This is a genomic window from Wenzhouxiangella marina (assembly GCF_001187785.1).
Classification (GTDB): Bacteria; Pseudomonadota; Gammaproteobacteria; order Xanthomonadales; family Wenzhouxiangellaceae; genus Wenzhouxiangella; species Wenzhouxiangella marina.
Window position 1 is genome coordinate 2,819,818 of record NZ_CP012154.1, and the last position, 17,294, is coordinate 2,837,111.

Genomic DNA, 17,294 nt, shown 5'->3' on the forward strand with positions numbered 1-17,294 from the left:
AGAAGCCCTGGTTGTTGGTTTCCGAGGCGGTCGACCAGCGCACTTCCAGGCCTTCGCGAGTGAAGGTCGACTCGAAGGCGTGGATGCTGACCGGGATCGTGCCGGAATCCATCAGGTGGTCCTCGACCTCACCGTCGGTCTGGAAACCGAACGGAGACGGGTCGGAGAAGAAGCCGTTCGTGCTGTCGGTGGTGATCCGGAAGCGCGCGAAGGTGTCATTCAGGGTCAGGCTGTCAGCGGCCGTGTAGCGCCAGACCAGCACCACGACGCCCTCGCAGTTGGCGGGGATATTGCCGGTGGTGAAGTCGGCCCCGCCGATCGATGAGCCCGCGGCCAGACCACTGGCCGAGCAGCTACCGCCCGAATCGACCAGTCCCGTCGCACCGACGCGGACGGCAGCGGCGGAGCGGCCGCAGTTCGCCGAAATCTGGCCGTCGGTACCGCAGGTATTGCCGAACACGCCCGACCCGCCGAAGTCGACCCAGCCGACCAGCTGGGCATCGCTTCCGGTCGGATTGACCACCCGAACCGCAGCGCAGTACTCGAATACATCGCCCACCGGGTCGTTGGTCATCTCCACGCCGTCGCAGGACACGGCCTGTCCGGTGCTGAAGGAGCGGAAGTCGGCCAGGGCCACGCCTTGCTCGTCACCGAGGTCGCCGTCGGCGAGCACCGAGGCGATCCCGTCCGTGTCCGCATCCGTATCGTTCGCGCCCGGGTTGCCGACGGCATTGCCATAGGCGGCCATCCAGGGCCCGCTGATCACGTGATGCGGGCCATTGGCCGCCAGCGGCGTGCTGTAGCTGGCGGGCGCATCGCCGAAGTCGGTCGTGGACACGTAATTGACCGTGACCGTGTCGTTGTTGGACTGGTCTTCGGGCGTGAAGGCGAAGGCGATGTTGGTGACGCTGCCGGCGGTGGCGTCCGCGACCGTGGCGGTGTAGCTCGCCGTGCAGACGACCACTTCGCCCGGGTTGAAGAAGTTGTCGCCATTTCCAACGGTGCTGAGCGCGGGGCAGGAAATGATGCCGATCACGTCGTCGTTGATCTGGACCGGCCCCCGCAGGGTGGCGAAGCCGGTGTTCTCGACGGTGAAGCTGTAGTTGATCACCTCACCGGCAAAGCCGAAGCTGGCGCGATCGGCGCTCTTGACCAGGGTGATCTCGGTGGTCGCATAGGTCGCGGAATCGCTGTCCTGCACTGGCGTGCCATTACCCGTTCCAGTGGCCGTCGCCGTGTTGACGAAGACCCCGGCCGTGCCGGCGTTGACCGGCCCGATGATGCAGACCGCGATGTGGTCCGTAGGTTGGAGCGGATTAACCACGGGCAGAGCAAAATTCGACGGGCAGCCCGAGGTATCGACCTGGGGATTGGGATCAATGAAGTTGACGTCGACCAGCGGCGTCTCACCGATATTCTCGATCGTCAGCTTGTAGAAAACCTCGCCGCCCAGCGGCAGGGCCAGGTAGTCCGCCCAGCCCGCTTCCGGGTCGTTCAGCAGGCCGACCTGCTTGAGCATCTGGATCCCCGGGATGGGCTCGTCAACCAACAAGGTCGCATCAGCCTGATTGCCCGTGTAGGTGACGCCCTGGAAGACGTGCGTGACGGTGCTTGTCTGGTTGTCGAATTGTGCCGGCAGATCGCCCGGCGTCAATCCGGGCACGACCACGTTGATCTCGAGCTCGCAGACCTGGCCACCGAGGATCTCGCCGTTGCTGAAGTTCAGAGCCGAGCCGTCCCAGGTGAAGCTGAACGCCCCGCCGCAGTTGCCGTTGTCGGAGAAGACGATCGGGCTCGCCGCAGGCACCATGGCCACGGGCGTCGTGGGCAGCGTATCGGTAAAGGCCACCTGGCTGATCGTCAGGGTCGGATCGTTGTTGGTGATCTGGAAGGTCAGCGTGCTGCTGCCTGCCGTGTTCAGCAAGGGGTTCGGATCGAAGGTCTTGTCGATCGAGGCCGGCGGGGGCGGCGGCAGGACCACGAGCGTGTCGGTGGCGCTGTTACCGGGCAGGGTCTCGTCCGCGTCGACCGGGTCGCTGATGTTGATGTTGTCGCCGATGCTGTCCGAGGTCACATCGACCGACAGGGTGCAGGACGCGCCGCCGGCGAGCACGGCATCGGTCAACAGCAGGACCGTCGGGTCGCCGCCGTCCAGGCCCCAGGTGCCGCCGCAGCCCGTGTTCACGAAGCTGCCGCCAACGCTGGTCATGCCGGGCGGGAGCTCGTCGCGGAAGGTCACGCCGTTGAGGGCATCGGCCGGGTTCGGGTTGGTGACCGTGAAGGTCAGGGTCGAGGGTTCACCGGGGTAGACCGTCGAGGGGTTGAAGACCTTGGCGAGCGTCGGGGGTGTCAGGGCCGTGATCGTCGTACAGATTTCGCCCTGACCGGTAAAGTTAGCCGAATGAATTCGAATGGGGATATTCGAGTTGTTACTCGCGCCGGAAACAATAAGTCGGAAAAATGTATTCCCGGCAGGGTTCAGGTTAGTAAGGTTGGCCACCGAAAAGGTGGAAGGCGGGCTTCCCGAATTGACAGGGCCCCACTGCGCCGCATTCTCCGTAATGCTTCCCGCTGGACCATAGTCAAGGGTGATCGTCGAAGGCCCATTGTTGTTCTGACGTGATACCACGAAGCTCAGATTGACCAAATCGAGGCCGGTGGTATCAAGCACGAACTCGTAGTAGCGATTGTTGGTTCTCGCTGTACCAACGGCTTCTCCATTGGGGACTGACGTTTCCCAACGATTGTTATTGTCAACTGTAGTGACAACACCAGCGCCAGCTGCCGTAGTGACGCCAAAATCATTCACGACTGGTCCTGTCGTTGGATGATTCGGGTTATTGAGCGACTCGAAGCTCGACCATTCAGCAACGCTGGATCCTGGCGCGATCGGCGTGCATTGAACTGGCGGCGGCGGCTCAGCAACCACGGTCAGCGTGGCCGTCGCCGTATCCGAGGGCGTGGTCGCATCGCCGACGAACAGGTCGACGGAGTTGAGCAGATCGAAGGGATAGGTCGCACCGACGACCGCGGGCACGGTCACGTCGACGAGGATGGTACAGGTGCTGTTCGCGGCGATGACGCCACCGCTGAAGTCCACTGTCGCCGTGCCCGGCGTTGCCACCAGGGTGCCGCCGCACGAGCTGCTGGCGTTGGCCGGGTTGGCCACCAGCATGCTGCCGAGCGAGGGGATGCTGGGCAGGGGGTCGATGAAGCGGTAGCCCGAGACCTCGAAGGGGTTCGGGTTGGAAATGGTCAGGCGCATCGTGGAGGTGCCGTCGGCGGCGATCGTCGACGGCGTGAAGCGCTTCTGGATCGTCGCATCGGTCGGGTCACTGATGATGATGTCACCCGGCGACTGGTTGACGTCCGTGTTGTAGTGGAAGCTGCTGCCCGACTTGTCGTAGATCAGGGCCAGCAGGGCGACCTGCTCGCCACCGCCCGCGATGATGTCGATTTCATAGACGGTGGTGATCGGCCCCCCGGCCTTGCCGGTTTCGAGGCAGGACAGGTAGTTCGGGCTGTTCGGATCCGGCTCCCAGAGGCAGCCATCGGCATACAGACTGGGGTTCGGGACCGGCACGCGCGTCGGCGGTGCGGTCAGGGCGCTGTAGGTCGTCTCGACGGACTTGACCTGAAAGATCGTGTTCGACAGGGTCAGGAAGGACTGCAGCTGCTCGTAGGCCGTGGCGGTCTGGGTGATCAGCTCGATGAAATAGGTCTGGCCCACGGCCAGGTTCAATCCGCCGCCGGCGCCCAGGATCTGCCAGTCGGACTGGTTCGCCTGCTGGCCCCAGCGAATCTGCTGGGTGGAGTTGCGGTTCTGGGAAATCAGGCGCTCGACGTAGATCTGGCGCGGCGTCGGGCTGGAAAAGATCAGCGCTGAGTCATTGTCGGTCGCGTCGATTCGATAGGGCCGGATCTCGTCGAAGGCCGCCGCAGAGCGCGTCAGCTGGATCTCGAAGTAGGCGTCGAAGCACTCGCCCACACCGAGCGGACCCGATTCCAGGGTCGACAGGGAGCCGGGACGGGTAAAGATGAACGCGTCGTTGAGGTCTTCCCATATGAAATTGACTGTCGCGTTGCTGATCGCCGTATCGGTGCAGACCCGAGCCCCGACCGGAAAGAGTTCCGGCCCGCTGGTCAGCGGACGGTTGCTGTCCAGGCCGACCACATCCCAGGTGATGGGCGTCACGGTCAGATCGGCCAGTGCGTGGCCTGCCATCACGAAGCTCAACACCAGCGCCCCCACGCTGGCACGCAAGCCTCGGACCCACGGCTTCGAGCGAAGGTCGGACCCGGAAACCCCGGCTCCACCCCCCCAGTTCAAGACCCTGATCATCATTTTTCCCCTTTTCAAGAAGCCGAGAGACAATTACTACAGAGCATACAATAGAATCGGGCTCTACACAGCACGACTTGACTGTCGTGGAACGCCCGGAAATGGATCGGCATGGTAGACTGCTATCAAGAGCGGTTCATCGGACGCTCCGGCATTCTCCATGAACCCGAAGAAAATCGTTTCGATAAAGGGTGGGAACAGATCTTCATGAACACGGAAAACAAGCAATCCTCCGAGGCCGAAGCACCGCTGCCTTACGAAAAGCCGGAATTCAAGCGCCATCGGCTGGACATCATCACCCTGGGGGGGACGCCGGGTTCGGGTGATTCCGGGGCGCCTGGAGCCGAGGAGAACGCCGGCAGTGGCGTGGGACATGAGGAAGAGGGCTGGGACGACAACGGCGGAAAGGATTGGTAGTGATCCCCTGCTGACGTCGGCGGGTTCGCCCCCCTGTCCTGCCCGGCATGCCCTTCCTGCTGCTCGAGCGCGCCCGCTTCGCTGAAGGTCCGAACGAATCGTCGTGGACATCATCGCTGGCCCCGACCCGCATCCCTGCTGACCGCTGGTCCAGAGTCACCTCCGCGGACTGGACCCTGGCAGTCGCCCCACCCGCTCGTTGCCTGCTCTGGCGAGACTCCATCGCAGCCGCGCCTCCCTCCGAGACACGCCACTCTGAACCACGCTTTCTGATTGCCTTCGATGGCTTCCTGAGCAACGCCGCCTCGCTGAGGGACGGCGTTGCCGGCCATGCCAGCGGACCCATCGACGAACTCGAACTGATCGCGCGCCTGCTCGAGGCCGGCGGCCCGGCGGCGCTGGACCGGCTCGACGGCAACTATGCGCTCTGCGTCATCGACCCGGCGGCCAACACCGTCCTCGCCCAGCGCGATCGCCTGGGCGGCCGGGCCCTGTACTGGTCGCAGACCGGCCATCGACGGGCGCTGGCCACCAACAGCGCCAGCCTGGCGACCCTGAACGGCCGGCCCGCGGCGGAGAACGAAGGGTTTGCCGCCCGCTTCCTGGCCTTCGACTACCAGCGTGAAACTTCCGAAAGCGCCTTTGCCGGGGTACATGAACTCCTTCCCTGGCAGCGGCTGAGCATGACCAGCGCCGGCGCGGAGCTGAGCGATCGCGACACGAGGCTGAACCTCGACCTGCCCGACCACTCCGACCGCGAGTGGATCGACCTGTTCCTGAGCCGCTTCCGCTCCAGCGTCGAGGCCAATCTGGGCGGCCATGATGATGTTGCCATCATGCTGTCCGGCGGCCTGGATTCCGGTCCCACGGCCGTGCTCGCCCAGGAGCGGCTGACTGGCACGGGGCGGAGCCTCAGACCGGTCAGCTGGACACTGCCCAGCCACCCGCGGGCCAATGAAGCCCGCTGGATCGAACGGATCTGCCAGCACTTGGAGATACCGCTGAACGCCTTCGAAGGCGACGCACTCCAGCCCTTCGACGAGCTGAGTACGGCGGCGATCAGCCCGGACCTGCCCTTCTACAACGCCTTTCGACCGCTGATCCAGCGCTGCTACGAGCTGGCGGCAGCGCTGGATTGCCGAGTCATCCTGAACGGCAATGCCGGCGACCTGATCTACCCGCCGCGATCCCTGTTGCTGATCGATCAGTGGCGGCGCTTCGGCCTGTCCGGCGTCGCCCGGAGCCTGAAGGAGATTATTCAGGTGGGCGGACTGCGCGGACTCCTCCGGGATCCGGCCGTCCGCCACCCGATCGGACGGCGACTTCCCTTCCGAAGGCAGCGCAACGCCACGCCCTGGCTGACGCCCCGGGCGAACAGGCTGCTAGAGGACCGGGAGGGCCTCCAGCCGCCCGGCGTCGATCGGCATGCCTACCCGGACTACGCGCGCCAACTGCTCGGCCGCAGGATGAGCTTTGGCCGCGCCCAGGAGAACAACTTCGCCCACATGCACGGCATCGAGCGACGGGATCCCTTTCACAACCAGCCACTGGTCGAACTGATGCTCCAGATGCCCTTCGATCTGAGTTTCCGCGAGGGCTACGACAAATGGATCATGCGCCAGGCCATGATCGGGAAGATGCCCGAGGTGCTCCGCAAGAAACCTCGGACCGGACGACTCAACAGCTTCTTCGAGACGGGCTTCAGCAACAATCGATCGAGGATTCATGGATTCCTGTTCGAATCCAACCGCAGCTGGCAGGCCTACGTCGAACCCGACTACATCGATCGAGCGCTCAGCCGGCAGAAGGCCAGCGCCAGGGAGCAGATGGTCGTCAACCAATGCATCGGCTACGCCCTGTGGCGCGACTACTGGGAGAAAGCCTGAGTGTTGGCTCGCTGGCGCCAGCTGTCGCGGATGGAGCGCCGCGCGCTCTGGCCAGCGGCCTGGCGCCTGCTGCTGGCCAGGCTGTGTCTACTCGGGGGGATTCGCCGCGCTCAGCGTTGGCTGGGCGACGTAGGAGCGCTGAAGCTGCCAGAGCAGCTCGGAGAGGAGGACCAGGGCCAGGCGCGCCCGGGCGGAGTGGGCCTGCCGGAGCCTGACATGGTCATCTGGCAGCATCGCGCCACGGCCCTGAAACGCATCGGCGCTCGCATCCCCGACACCCACTGCCTGGCCCGCGCCCTGGCCCTGCGCTGGTGGATGCGAAGCCAGGGCCTGCCGGCCGAGATGCGAATCGGCGTGCGCCAGGGCTCGGCAGGGATCGAATCCCACGCCTGGGTCGAACTGGACGGGATCGCGATGGATGAAACGGCCGAGATCGTCGCCCGCTTCACCACCGTGGACTTCGGGGAAGGATGAGAGGCCGAAGCGCATCGGCCCGGGAGCTTCAGGGCGAGCGCTTGCCCAATCGAGAACGCATCCGGCGCCAGTAGGCACCGATCAGCGCCACGGGGCGATCGACCCCGTAGCGTTCGCGCATGTGTTGAGCGGGTGGAAAGAAGGTCGAGCGCAGGCGCCGGAGCTTGCGGCGCGGGCCCGGCTCGCAGGACAAGGAAAACAGGTAGGCGCGCAGCGGATGGCCACTCAAGGCGATCAGGCGCGTCGGGCGCTGGTCGGCGCCCTCCGCTTCCAGCGAATTCAAGACATCGGAAGGCACGGGCGTGTTCAGCAGCGCCACGGTCTGCCGCAGGACCCCCGCCAGCAGGCCGCTGAGCTGCCGATCCGCCGCCAGGCGCAGCAGCTCGTTCACCGCAGCTTCATCCAACTGCACCCAGAGCAGGTCGATGTCGAGCAGCCAGCCCAGGGGCCTGGGCTCGTCGTAGAGGTTGTCGTACCAGTGCATCGCGGCGTTCAGTAGCGCATGGACCGGACACTGACCCTGAACACCCGGCCCCAGGCCGGGCATCTCCACCGACGCCGCCCATTGCTCTTCGAAGGACAGACGATCGCGCAGGACGGGATGGTTGCGATTCGCCCAGTGCAGGTCGACGCTCCAGGCACCGGAGGGATGCCTTGCCATCCAGGGCTCCTGCTCCACCGGCGTGCCACCCGGCACGGACCAGACCGGCCGATAGCCCAGGCTCGTCAGCGCGACGCGGGCCGCGGCAAGCTGGGCGGGGTCGACCAGCACATCCAGGTCGGATCGCCAGCGCTGATTCGGTGCCGGGTAACAGCTGTAGGCCAGCAGCGCGCCCTTCAGCGGCAGCATACGAAGGCCGGCCTCGACCAGGCCATGGAACACCCGACGCTCTTCCTCGATCTGTGCGACCGGCACCACCGGCCGCTCGGCCAGGACGGCCCTTGCCAGCGGCAGCAGGGTGGCGGGAATCAGCCCACGCTCGGCCAGCAGTTCCGCCGGCCCGAGCAGGCGGTGCCGGATCAGCCACTGGATGCGCTCTGCCGGGCCCGGCAGGGCCGCCAGGCGTTCGGGCAGGCTCGCCATCAAGCCTCGCGGCAACTCATCGGCTACTCACCGGCAACTCATCGGGCAAGTCGTCGTTCGAACTGTCGAAACACGCTCGCCTGACGCTCGAAGGCCTGTCGGTAGCGCCCATCGGCCTCGATCAGTTCCGCATGGCTGCCCTGCTCGACGATACGGCCTCGATCGAGCACATGGATGTAATCGGTCCGGCAGAGCGTGGACAGGCGGTGACTGATCAGCAGGACCGAGCGCCCCTCGAGGCGCTCGCGAAAGTTCTGGAACAACTCGAATTCGGCCTCCGGATCCAGCGCGCTGCTCGGCTCGTCCAGGAGCAGAATCCGGCTGGGCCCGAGCAGAGCGCGAGCCAGAGCGATGCGCTGCCATTGCCCGACGCTGATCTCCTGTCCCGACTGGAAGCTGCGGCCCAGCAGGGTCTCGTAGCCCTTCGGCAGGCGCTGGATGAATTCGTCGGCGCCGGCACGGATCGCGGCCTGTCGGATCGCGTCATCACGCTCCGGGCCATCGACGTGGCCGAAGCGGATGTTGTTGCTCACGGTGTCGGCATAGCGACCGAAATCCTGGAAGACCACCCCGATGCGGCGACGGACTTCATCGAGATCGAGTTCCCGCAGGTCGACGCCATCCAGGCTGATCCTGCCGTCCTGCGGGTCGTAGAGCCGGCACAGCAGCTTGACCAGGGTGCTCTTGCCCGAGCCATTGGCCCCCATCAGGCCGACGATGCGGCCCGGCGGCAACTCCAGGTCGACGCCTTCGAGAACCGCTCGGTCGGAGCCCGGATAACGGAAACTCAGTCCCTCGACGCGCAAACGGGGCACCTCCTCCGTCGCCAGCGCGGTCGGCGCCGGCGGGCTGACCAGGCGCGGCCGGTGATCGAGAAACTCGAACACCCACTTGAGATACAGCTGATCCTCGTAGACGCGACCCAGCTGGCCGATCAAGCCCTGCGCGGCCGTCTGCGCCCGCTGGAAGACCAGCACCAGCAGCACCAGATCGCCCAGGGTCTGGCGCCCTTCCCTGGCGCCGAAAGCGGTGACGGCCAGGGCCGCGAAGAAGGCCAGCGCCGCCAGCACCGAGATCGACAGCTCCAGCAGGCTGCGACGGCGATTGAAGGCCAGGCGCCGCTGCCGTAGACCCCGCATGATGCTCGCGAAGCGCTCCCGCAGGACCGAGCCCAGGCGATAGGCCCGCACTTCCCTGGCCGGCAGATCGCTGGTCAACAGCCAGTCCAGGTAGGAGGCCCTGCGCTCCGCCTCGGCCTGGGTGGCCGCCCAGGCGTGCACGCGCCGGGCGAAGACCAGGCGTACGGTCAGTGCCGGCAGCAGAGCCGCGAGCAGCAAGGCCAACAGCCAGACATTGATGGTGAAGATCAGGCTGGCCAGGCCGACCATCAGGCCCAGACTGCCCAGGGCCAGCAGCAGATTGCCGGTGATCTGGGCGGGCCGCTGCACGCCGGCGCGGCGCGCGCGCTGCAGGGAATCGAAATAGGCCGGGCTCTCGAAGAAGGCCAGGTCGGCACGGATGGCCTGGGCCTGGATACGATCCTGCAGGTGCTCGGCGACGACCGACGACTGGGCCTCGCGGGCCAGCCCGGCCAGGGTACGGAACACCAGCAGGGACAGGAGGGCCGCGGCGATCACCGCCAGCGATCGCACCAGGCTGGCGACCGAAGCGGCCTGCTCCAGCAGGACATCGCCCCCCGTCCAGGTATCGACCAGGCTCTTGACCAGCACCAGCACCGCCAGACCGGCCAGGATCTCGAGCAGCATCAGGCCGCTGGACAGCATCGACCAGGCAGGCGACGCCGTCCAGACCAGGCGCATGGCTCGCCGCAGCGTGGCCCAGGGTGACCTGGCGCGATCGGAGGTCATGCCCAGCCCTTCAGCCGGTAGTACCAGAGGCCGACGATTTCGTGGATCAAACGCGTGCTGTCCCGCAGCGAATTCGCATTGGGCAGCAGGTTGCGGGTCCAGGAACCCGTGGTCTCGCCCCAGTGGTAATCGGTCGCCGCGGGCACCGGATCGAGCCCGGCCGAACGAAACGCGGCCAGGGAACGCCGCATGTGCAGGGCCGAGGTCACCAGAATGAGCTCATCCCACCCCCGGACACGGGCCAGCGCGGCGACATTGATGGCGTTCTCATGGGTGGTCGAGGATTCGCTTTCCAGCACGATGGCCTCGTTCGGCACGCCCAGAGCAAGCAGATAGGCTCGACCGGCCTCCGCCTCGCTGGTCTGGCCCTGGCGATCCGGCGAATGGCCGCCGGCCACGACGATCAGCGGCGCCCGGCCCGCCTGGTACAGACGCGCCGCATGCCAGTAGCGATCCACCGCGACATTGCCGTCGGGATAGACCCAGCCCTGGCGATGGAACAGTCCGCCGCCCAGGACCACGATGGCCTGAGCCGGCTCGACGACCTCGGCCGCCTGCGGCGGATAGGCGGCCTCGAAGCGCTCGATCGCCCAGTCGGAAAACAGGGGCATGGACCAGATCGTCAGCCAGGCCAGGCCTGCCGCCATGCAGATCGCGCCCCAGGCGCGCCGCCGCAGAAAAAGCAGCAGCAGGCCCAGAAGCAGTGCCGCGAAGAAGGTGCCCAGCGGATAGATCAGAAAATCCAGCAGTTCGGCCAATTCGTTCTATGGATCGGACAGCGACGCAGCCTGTCCGTCTTCAACAGACTCGAGTTCAACATTGAAGAGTCTTGCTTCTTCCGGGGGTCTCGTCACTCGCAACAGTTCGATCGACTTCTCATCGAGGTCCGCTGCAAACACGGCGACTCGATCCGGTTCCCTGCTCGTCATCGCTTTGCCTGATTACGCACGAGACTCAGCCATTCCCTGAAAAGTTCGAACCGCAGATTGCGCAGATGAGCGCAGATTCATCAAGCAAGGATGCTGAGCGGACAGGAGGAACGTACGGGCGCCATGACGAAGGGTCTCTCTGTCTGCGCAATCTGTGTAATCTGCGGTTGCGCTTTTCGAAGGCCGAGATTGATACGTGATCAGGTCGCTTCATTGAGGTGGCACGCTGGAAGGAATCGTGACCAGGCGCGAAAAGATATCCTCCGTCACCGGCAGATCGCCGCGAGCGCAGGCCCGATAGAACTCCAGCTTGTGCATGGGCGTCCAGATGGCCCTGGCCATGATGCCCTGGGCGTTCAGGCCCTCGAGGAAGGCATCGCGGGTCGCTTGGCCGTCGGCGAGAAAGGCGTTGTACCAGTAGTTGGAGCGCGCCTGGGCGGGCTCGCGAAGGAAGCGATAGGGCGTGCCATCGAACCACTCGGCGTAGCGTTCGGCCAGCGCGCGCTTGCGCTCGACGAAGTCCTCCAGGCGGCTCAGCTGCGCCAGGCCCAGGGCGGCGTTCAGCGCCGGCATGCGGTAGTTGTAACCGATCTCGTCGTAGCGGTAGTGCCAGGGCTCGTCCTGCTTGGCAAGCGTGGTGAGATGAAGCGCGCGCGCGGCCAGCTCCTCATCATCGGTGACCAGGGCCCCGCCGGCAGCCGAAGTGACCGTCTTGTTGCCGTTGAAGCTGAACACCCCGATGTCGCCATGCCGGCCCGCATGCCGATCCTGATAACGCGAGCCCATGGCCTCGGCGGCGTCCTCGACGACCCGCAGGCGCCACTGGCGGCAGACCGCCACGATCTCGTCCATGCGCGGCGGGTGGCCCAGGGTATGCACGGGCACACAGGCGCGGATGATGTGGCCGGTAAACCGGTTCCAGCAGCGCCCATCCCCGCGCACTTCCGCGTTGGCCTCCAGCCAGGCCGCCAGGCTGGCCGGCGACATGCCAAGGGTGTCTTCATCCACATCCACGAACACCGGGTGGGCCTGGCAGTAGCGGATGGCGTTGCAGGGCGCGATGAAAGCCAGGGACTGGATGATGACCTCGTCATTCGGCATGACGCCGGCGACCATCAAAGCGGTGTGCAGGGCCGCGGTCCCGCTGTTGGTGGCCACCGCATGCGGCGCACCGGTCACTGCCGCCAGCGCCTGCTCGAAGGCCGACACTGCCTCACCGATCGTGGACACCTGGCCTGAGGCCAGCACCTCGGCGACAGCCTCGGCCTCGAGCGCACCCAGCCTCGTGTCGTGCAAGGGAATGAAATCGCCTGCCCCGAACTCCGCGCGGACCCGTGCCGCGAGCTCATCGATCAGAGACGACTGGATCGCCGGCTTCATGGCCTCGCCGCGCGTTCCGCCAGCACTTCGCGATACAGGGCCAGGGTCGCTTCGTTGACGGTCTCGTCGGAGAATTCCCGAACCACCCGCTCGCGGGCAGCTCTTCCCATTTGCTGGCGCAAGTGCTCGTCTTCCAGCAGGGTGCGGATCGCATCGGCCAGGGCCCGGCCATCACGGGCGGGCACCACCCGGCCCTGCACACCGTCGTCGACCACGTCCCGGCAACCGGGCACGTCGGTGGTCACCAGCGGCAGACCACAGGCACCGGCCTCGATCAGGCTACGCGACAGACCCTCGCGATAACTGGGCAACACGAACACGTCCAGGGAATTCAGGAAGGACGGCACATCATCCACATGGCCGGTGAACTCGACGTTGGGCAGGCCCCGCCAGCGCGCCAGCGTGCGCTGATCGATCGCTGCCGGATTGCCCGGGTCCGGGTCGCCGGCAATCAGGAACTCGACTTGTGGAAACTGCTCATGAAGCGCACGAGCGGCCTCGATGAATTCCCCGACACCCTTGTCGTGCAGCAGGCGCGCCAGCAGACCGACCCGCAGCCCCGAGCCCGAACGAGCACGTGAGGCCGGCGCAAAACGATCGACGTCCACACCCGAGCCGGGAATCAGGCGCACCCGCGCCGGGTCCAGCTTGAACTGCTCGAGCATCGTGGCCTGGTCGGTGGGGTTCTGGACGACGGTCCAGGCGTCCTTGGAATTCAGCGCCCTTCGGATCAACGGACGCAGTCCGAGGCGCAGCAGGCGATGCTTGAACGACTGCCCGGTAAAGGCATAGCCCATGCCCGTGACCGCGTTGATTCGGACGCAGTCCCTGCCCAACGATGCCATCCAGGTCAGCAAAATCGAGGTCAGGGTGAAGGAGTGGATGATGGAAGGCTGGAAGTCATCGATCAATCGAGACAGAAAGCGACGGGAGGCCAGGCTTGACCGCAACATTGCCGACTTGCTCTGACGGCGGAAGGGGAGCGGCTGCCAGTCGAAGCCCTCTTCGAATAACTTCTGGCCGAAGGGACCAGGTGGCGAGACACACGCCAGGGTTCCGAAGTGTTCGCCCGCCGAATCTATCAAGCGCCTTCGAAAGTTGTACAGATACCAATCGGTATTGGCGAAAAAAAGCACCTTCAAGTCAGTGAATATCACGGTAGGTCCCCAGCTTGAACCCGTACTCTTTTGCAATCGCTCTTAGCGTGCCCTGCACTAGGTAGCGGTATTCAGCCTCAGCGATTTCACCGATCGAGGTAAATCCCCTCATTCGTGCCGCTGACCTGACTGGATGAACCATCAATTCATAGACCCGGCCGTCCAACCCACCCAATAAGCCTCTGTAGTGCTCATCGGTCAAGACCTCCGGAATTCGGGGCAAGTCAAACACACTGATGATCTGATCATTCCATTTCAACTTGCCCCGCCAAGGCCTAGTTGCGGAATCGATCATCCGCTTCAGCACCGCCCTACGCAGCGACCTGGCGGGACTTCGCGTAGGTCCTTTACTGACCCATGGCACGCGCAATCCGAGTTGTTTGCCCTCGCAAAATCTCGCAACAACACCGAAGATCGCTGGCGATCCATGGACATGCTGATGACTGTCGATATGCGTCGGCTGGATCCCGGCGTCTAGCAGCCGCTGATACTGAGCGTGCAGCTCCTTCTCTATATGCAATGCATTGACCATGCCCAGAGCAGCTCGAGCAAGCAAGGACTTTCGGTCACGGAATTCACCGTCCCGATTCACAAGGGAATGCACCGAAGCAGCTTGGGAAATCGGCCTGCCCCAGGTGAGATTGAAGTGGAGACCAACACCAAGACCTGGATTCTCGGCACTCAACGACACTGCCTGATCAAAGGCCGATCCATTCGCGATCAGAGTAGCGCTAGTCAGTGCATTCCTTTCATAACAGTCGATGATGCCCAGATTACTGGACTCGTTCAGACCGAAATCGTCGGCATTGACGATCAGCAGACTCATCGCCAGCGGCCCATCGCCTTTCTCACAAAGCCGAAGGGCTCCATCACTGCTGGCATCGGATCACTCCAGGAAAAAACTGGCCAGGACCTACCCCGAACATCCCGTGCGCTTTCCAGATCCGGCGCTGGCAGGGGAAACTCGCGCGGGGGAGACTTGTAGAAACGGGCTGCGGCCAAGTCCTTGAACAGGTACCTCCAAAGCACATCGGACTGCTGAATCGCCCCCTCGCAAGATGGGCGCCCCATGAGTTCATCGACAGCACTAGCAAGAATCGACCTGCCGCTGTCCTTTGCAATCTGGAACCACAGCGTTGGCCTCGGGTTGATCTCAATCAGCTTGAGCCTGCCATCTCTGGGATCGCGCTTGAACTCGGCGCCGCAAACCCCCTTGTAGGCGAGAGCCCTGAGAAAATCGACAGCGATCTCCTCTGACTCGAGACATCGCTCGGACGACACAAGAGAGGCCGATCCAAAGCCTGCGGGATACTGCCGCAACTTCCGGCCAGAGAATCGGGACAGAAGCTGCCCTTCACTTCCGAACGCCAACGCAACCAGCCGAATGTCCGACTCTGGACCCGGAATCAGCTCCTGGACCAACCAATTGCCAGTATCTCCAGCCAGCACATTTACTGCAGCAGACAAGTCCGAGCGACTCCTCAGAACCAACAGCTTTTTTCCCGCGAGTCGATGCCTAGCCTTGTGAATCAACTCGGGCTTCAGAATGCACGGAAAGATCAGTTGGTCAGTGATGGCTTCCACATCAGCCGCGCGGCGAACGCGCCAGACTGTTGGCGTCGCTACACCATGCTCGCGACAACACTCGTAAAATAAAGCCTTGTCCAGAAGCTTACCGGCGACACTTCGATAGCAATCGAAAAATCGGAAGCGGGAAACAAGGTGGTCGCAACTATTGATCAGTTGCTCGATGAAGAAGTCATTGGTGGGCACGAGAACAACCCCCTCCTGCCTGCCAGCCGGCTGTATCTCACTCAACTTATCGACGACCGCCCCCAGGGACCCTTGATATCGGCCTGCGTTGATCAATCTGGAATACCAGGCACAGCCCTTGCTCTGATCCAACAACGCTACCCTATATCCGGAAGCCGACAATTCGCGCACTGCATATAGCGCGGTGGGGGAAGACCCCAGAACAACCGCAAGCGGAGTGTTGCGCATCAAATCATCCAGCTCTGGTAGGGGACATAGCAGGAAGCCGCATGTCGCGATTGACTGAACCAGACAAAGAGGTAGAGTCCGTACGCCAGAAATGGAAGGAACACGGCGATTTTCCTGCTTCCTGGCGCGAACACACTGTGCGCTATACACACAAGCGTCAGGATACTGACCGGCATGACATAGAATCCAAGTCGATGCAGAGCGACCGAAGAAATCAAGCCAACCAATGGCAAGCTGAAGGCAATGAGCGAGAAAAGCCGCAGAAGGGGATAGAGCCTGGGATGGTTACGCTCGACCAGTTTCCGTTTCCACTCGAAGACTACAAATGGAACGATGGCAATTGCGTATCTGAACCAGGCACCGGAAGAGGAATTTTCGCCGAATTCCTGTTCGATATACCTTGCTTCGTACAATTCAACGCGCTCCCCCATCAAGAAGGCTGCGATCGGCCCCAGAACCAATATGGCCGCTGATAACCGAACAAAGGAAATCTCTCTTCTTGCAAGCAGCGCGATGGGCAAGAAAATGAGCACTGAGGCGTGAAAGAATGAGCCGAACAGGATCCAGAAGGCCGAAACAAAAGTTCGCTTCTCCACAAAGGCGGCTAGTGAAAGCAATAGGAAACCGAGCGCCAGCGCCTGACGGAGTCCGGACATACCCAGCTGCACTACCAAGATGGGAAACATCAGCACGAGCACGTCCAATGGACGCTCACTCAGCTTCGAAAATCGCAGGAGACAGAGCAGATAAATCACGGAAGAGACCAGAATCAGAGCTTCGTAATCGAAGCCCCCTTCGATCAGGGCAAAATTCAGCAGATGAAAGCCCGACTCCGCTTCAGATAGCAAGGAAGTCCAAGTCTCTTCAAGATAGAAATTCTCGAAGCGAAGCAGATAGCCGGTGTAATCACAACCAACCTCGAAGCGGGTGCCGGCAAAGAAAACGAGCACAGCCACCATCACCCAGAGGGCAATCCGTGCGCTTCGCTTCCTCCGAATCTGGAGAGCGGCCAGCGCGCTTGTCCAGAAAAGCACCAAATAGGTAGCCATCAGACTGCTTTTCTTCTCTGATCTGCGACTGCGTGCAGATTCGCGGCCAGTTTTCGGGCGATATCCTGGGGCGCAAAGCGTTCGGCCACCTCTATTCTTGCGGCTCGGGCCATGCGCTGACGCAGCCTGGTGTCTTCGATCAATCGAGCAAGGCTTCCGACCCAATCCGATTCGGAATTGCAGAGGAAACCCGTGCGCTCATGGTCGATTAGCTTGAGGTTGTATCCGATCGCTGAGCAAACCGGGACCACGCCGGCAGCCATGTAGGTCCTTGCCTTCCCGCCGGACTTGCCGAGTGCCCAGGGCTCGTTGGGCAGCGGCATCAGTCCGACATCGAAATCCAGCAAGGCCCCAACTTCTCCTTCAAAGCTCCAATCCAGACGCTCCCAGGGCACGCCCTCCATCCAGAAATCGCCACCGCCCATCTGCTTGAATTGCACCTGCGGAAAGCGAGAGGCGATCTGCTTGAGCGCGGGCTGAATAGCAGTCAGATACTTGACTGTCGATGTCGAACCGAGCCAGCCAACAACGATCCTTGATGAATCAATTCCGTTTCTGGCAGAGTCACGCGCTTTGAAGCGGTTGACATCTTCCGCCACCTCCAGAGTAACGGCGTTTGCCCCCATCCCCATCGCCTGCTCTCTCAACCAATCATTCCCGGCAAGGACACGATCTGCCACCCGAAAGAGCTCCATCGTCTTCCGGGG

Annotated in this window: 12 protein-coding genes and 1 pseudogene; 3 read left to right on the forward strand and 10 right to left on the reverse strand. The window is 63.3% G+C overall.

Annotated elements, in window-relative coordinates:
- Window positions 1-892: 892 nt before the first annotated feature.
- Window positions 893-4,345: pseudogene (locus WM2015_RS16430) on the reverse strand (DUF7933 domain-containing protein); the annotation flags it as partial.
- Window positions 4,346-4,549: 204 nt separating this feature from the next.
- Here WM2015_RS16430 and WM2015_RS12050 point away from each other — a divergent pair.
- Genes WM2015_RS12050 through WM2015_RS12060 form a run of 3 tightly spaced genes read left to right on the forward strand, consistent with a single transcriptional unit; the run spans window position 4,550 to window position 7,119 of the window.
- The gene (locus WM2015_RS12050) at window positions 4,550-4,759 is read left to right on the forward strand and encodes a hypothetical protein (protein WP_156201148.1); all 210 of its coding nucleotides are present in this window, start codon (window positions 4,550-4,552) and stop codon (window positions 4,757-4,759) included.
- 47 nt (window positions 4,760-4,806) lie between these two features.
- On the forward strand, window positions 4,807-6,645 hold the full coding sequence (locus tag WM2015_RS12055; RefSeq protein WP_049726276.1) for an asparagine synthase-related protein: 1,839 nt from the start codon (window positions 4,807-4,809) through the stop codon (window positions 6,643-6,645).
- A complete protein-coding gene (locus WM2015_RS12060; protein WP_156201150.1) occupies window positions 6,646-7,119 on the forward strand; it encodes a lasso peptide biosynthesis B2 protein in 474 nt (157 codons plus the stop codon).
- Window positions 7,120-7,147: 28 nt separating this feature from the next.
- On the opposite strand, the gene WM2015_RS12065 is transcribed toward WM2015_RS12060, so the two are convergent.
- From WM2015_RS12065 to WM2015_RS16070, 9 genes are all read right to left on the reverse strand, one after another.
- The gene (locus WM2015_RS12065) at window positions 7,148-8,203 is read right to left on the reverse strand and encodes a nucleotidyltransferase family protein (RefSeq protein WP_049726278.1); all 1,056 of its coding nucleotides are present in this window, start codon (window positions 8,201-8,203) and stop codon (window positions 7,148-7,150) included.
- 38 nt (window positions 8,204-8,241) lie between these two features.
- Window positions 8,242-10,071 (reverse strand): ABC transporter ATP-binding protein, encoded by a 1,830-nt coding sequence (locus tag WM2015_RS12070; RefSeq protein WP_049726279.1) that lies wholly within the window; start codon window positions 10,069-10,071, stop codon window positions 8,242-8,244.
- Window positions 10,068-10,829 (reverse strand): YdcF family protein, encoded by a 762-nt coding sequence (locus WM2015_RS12075; protein ID WP_049726280.1) that lies wholly within the window; start codon window positions 10,827-10,829, stop codon window positions 10,068-10,070. Before WM2015_RS12075 ends, WM2015_RS12070 begins: the two co-directional genes overlap by 4 nt.
- 381 nt (window positions 10,830-11,210) lie before the next feature.
- Window positions 11,211-12,380: a LegC family aminotransferase gene (locus WM2015_RS12080; RefSeq protein ID WP_049726281.1), complete on the reverse strand. Its 1,170-nt coding sequence runs from the start codon at window positions 12,378-12,380 to the stop codon at window positions 11,211-11,213.
- A complete protein-coding gene (locus WM2015_RS12085; protein ID WP_169751169.1) occupies window positions 12,377-13,537 on the reverse strand; it encodes a glycosyltransferase family 4 protein in 1,161 nt (386 codons plus the stop codon). The genes WM2015_RS12080 and WM2015_RS12085 overlap by 4 nt, the downstream gene beginning before the upstream one ends.
- Entirely contained in the window at window positions 13,524-14,363 is an 840-nt protein-coding gene (locus WM2015_RS12090; RefSeq protein WP_049726283.1) for a carbohydrate deacetylase, read from the reverse strand. Before WM2015_RS12090 ends, WM2015_RS12085 begins: the two co-directional genes overlap by 14 nt.
- Window positions 14,360-15,538: a carboxylate--amine ligase gene (locus WM2015_RS12095; protein ID WP_156201153.1), complete on the reverse strand. Its 1,179-nt coding sequence runs from the start codon at window positions 15,536-15,538 to the stop codon at window positions 14,360-14,362. The genes WM2015_RS12090 and WM2015_RS12095 overlap by 4 nt, the downstream gene beginning before the upstream one ends.
- Window positions 15,538-16,587, reverse strand: a complete 1,050-nt coding sequence (locus tag WM2015_RS12100; RefSeq protein ID WP_049726285.1) for an EpsG family protein — start codon at window positions 16,585-16,587, stop codon at window positions 15,538-15,540. Before WM2015_RS12100 ends, WM2015_RS12095 begins: the two co-directional genes overlap by 1 nt.
- Complete coding sequence (locus WM2015_RS16070; RefSeq protein WP_169751170.1) at window positions 16,587-17,267, reverse strand: glycosyltransferase family 4 protein; 681 nt, start codon at window positions 17,265-17,267, stop codon at window positions 16,587-16,589. The genes WM2015_RS12100 and WM2015_RS16070 overlap by 1 nt, the downstream gene beginning before the upstream one ends.
- Between the last annotated feature and the right edge of the window lie 27 nt (window positions 17,268-17,294).

Bases quoted from the DNA above. Each gene is read 5' to 3' on its own strand.
- WM2015_RS12050 (WP_156201148.1), top strand. From the start codon at position 4,550: ATGAACACGGAAAACAAGCAATCCTCCGAGGCCGAAGCACCGCTGCCT.
- WM2015_RS12055 (WP_049726276.1), top strand. From the start codon at position 4,807: ATGCCCTTCCTGCTGCTCGAGCGCGCCCGCTTCGCTGAAGGTCCGAAC.
- WM2015_RS12065 (WP_049726278.1), bottom strand. From the start codon at position 8,203: ATGGCGAGCCTGCCCGAACGCCTGGCGGCCCTGCCGGGCCCGGCAGAG.
- WM2015_RS12070 (WP_049726279.1), bottom strand. From the start codon at position 10,071: ATGACCTCCGATCGCGCCAGGTCACCCTGGGCCACGCTGCGGCGAGCC.
- WM2015_RS12080 (WP_049726281.1), bottom strand. From the start codon at position 12,380: ATGAAGCCGGCGATCCAGTCGTCTCTGATCGATGAGCTCGCGGCACGG.
- WM2015_RS12090 (WP_049726283.1), bottom strand. From the start codon at position 14,363: ATGAGTCTGCTGATCGTCAATGCCGACGATTTCGGTCTGAACGAGTCC.
- WM2015_RS12095 (WP_156201153.1), bottom strand. From the start codon at position 15,538: ATGCGCAACACTCCGCTTGCGGTTGTTCTGGGGTCTTCCCCCACCGCG.
- WM2015_RS12100 (WP_049726285.1), bottom strand. From the start codon at position 16,587: ATGGCTACCTATTTGGTGCTTTTCTGGACAAGCGCGCTGGCCGCTCTC.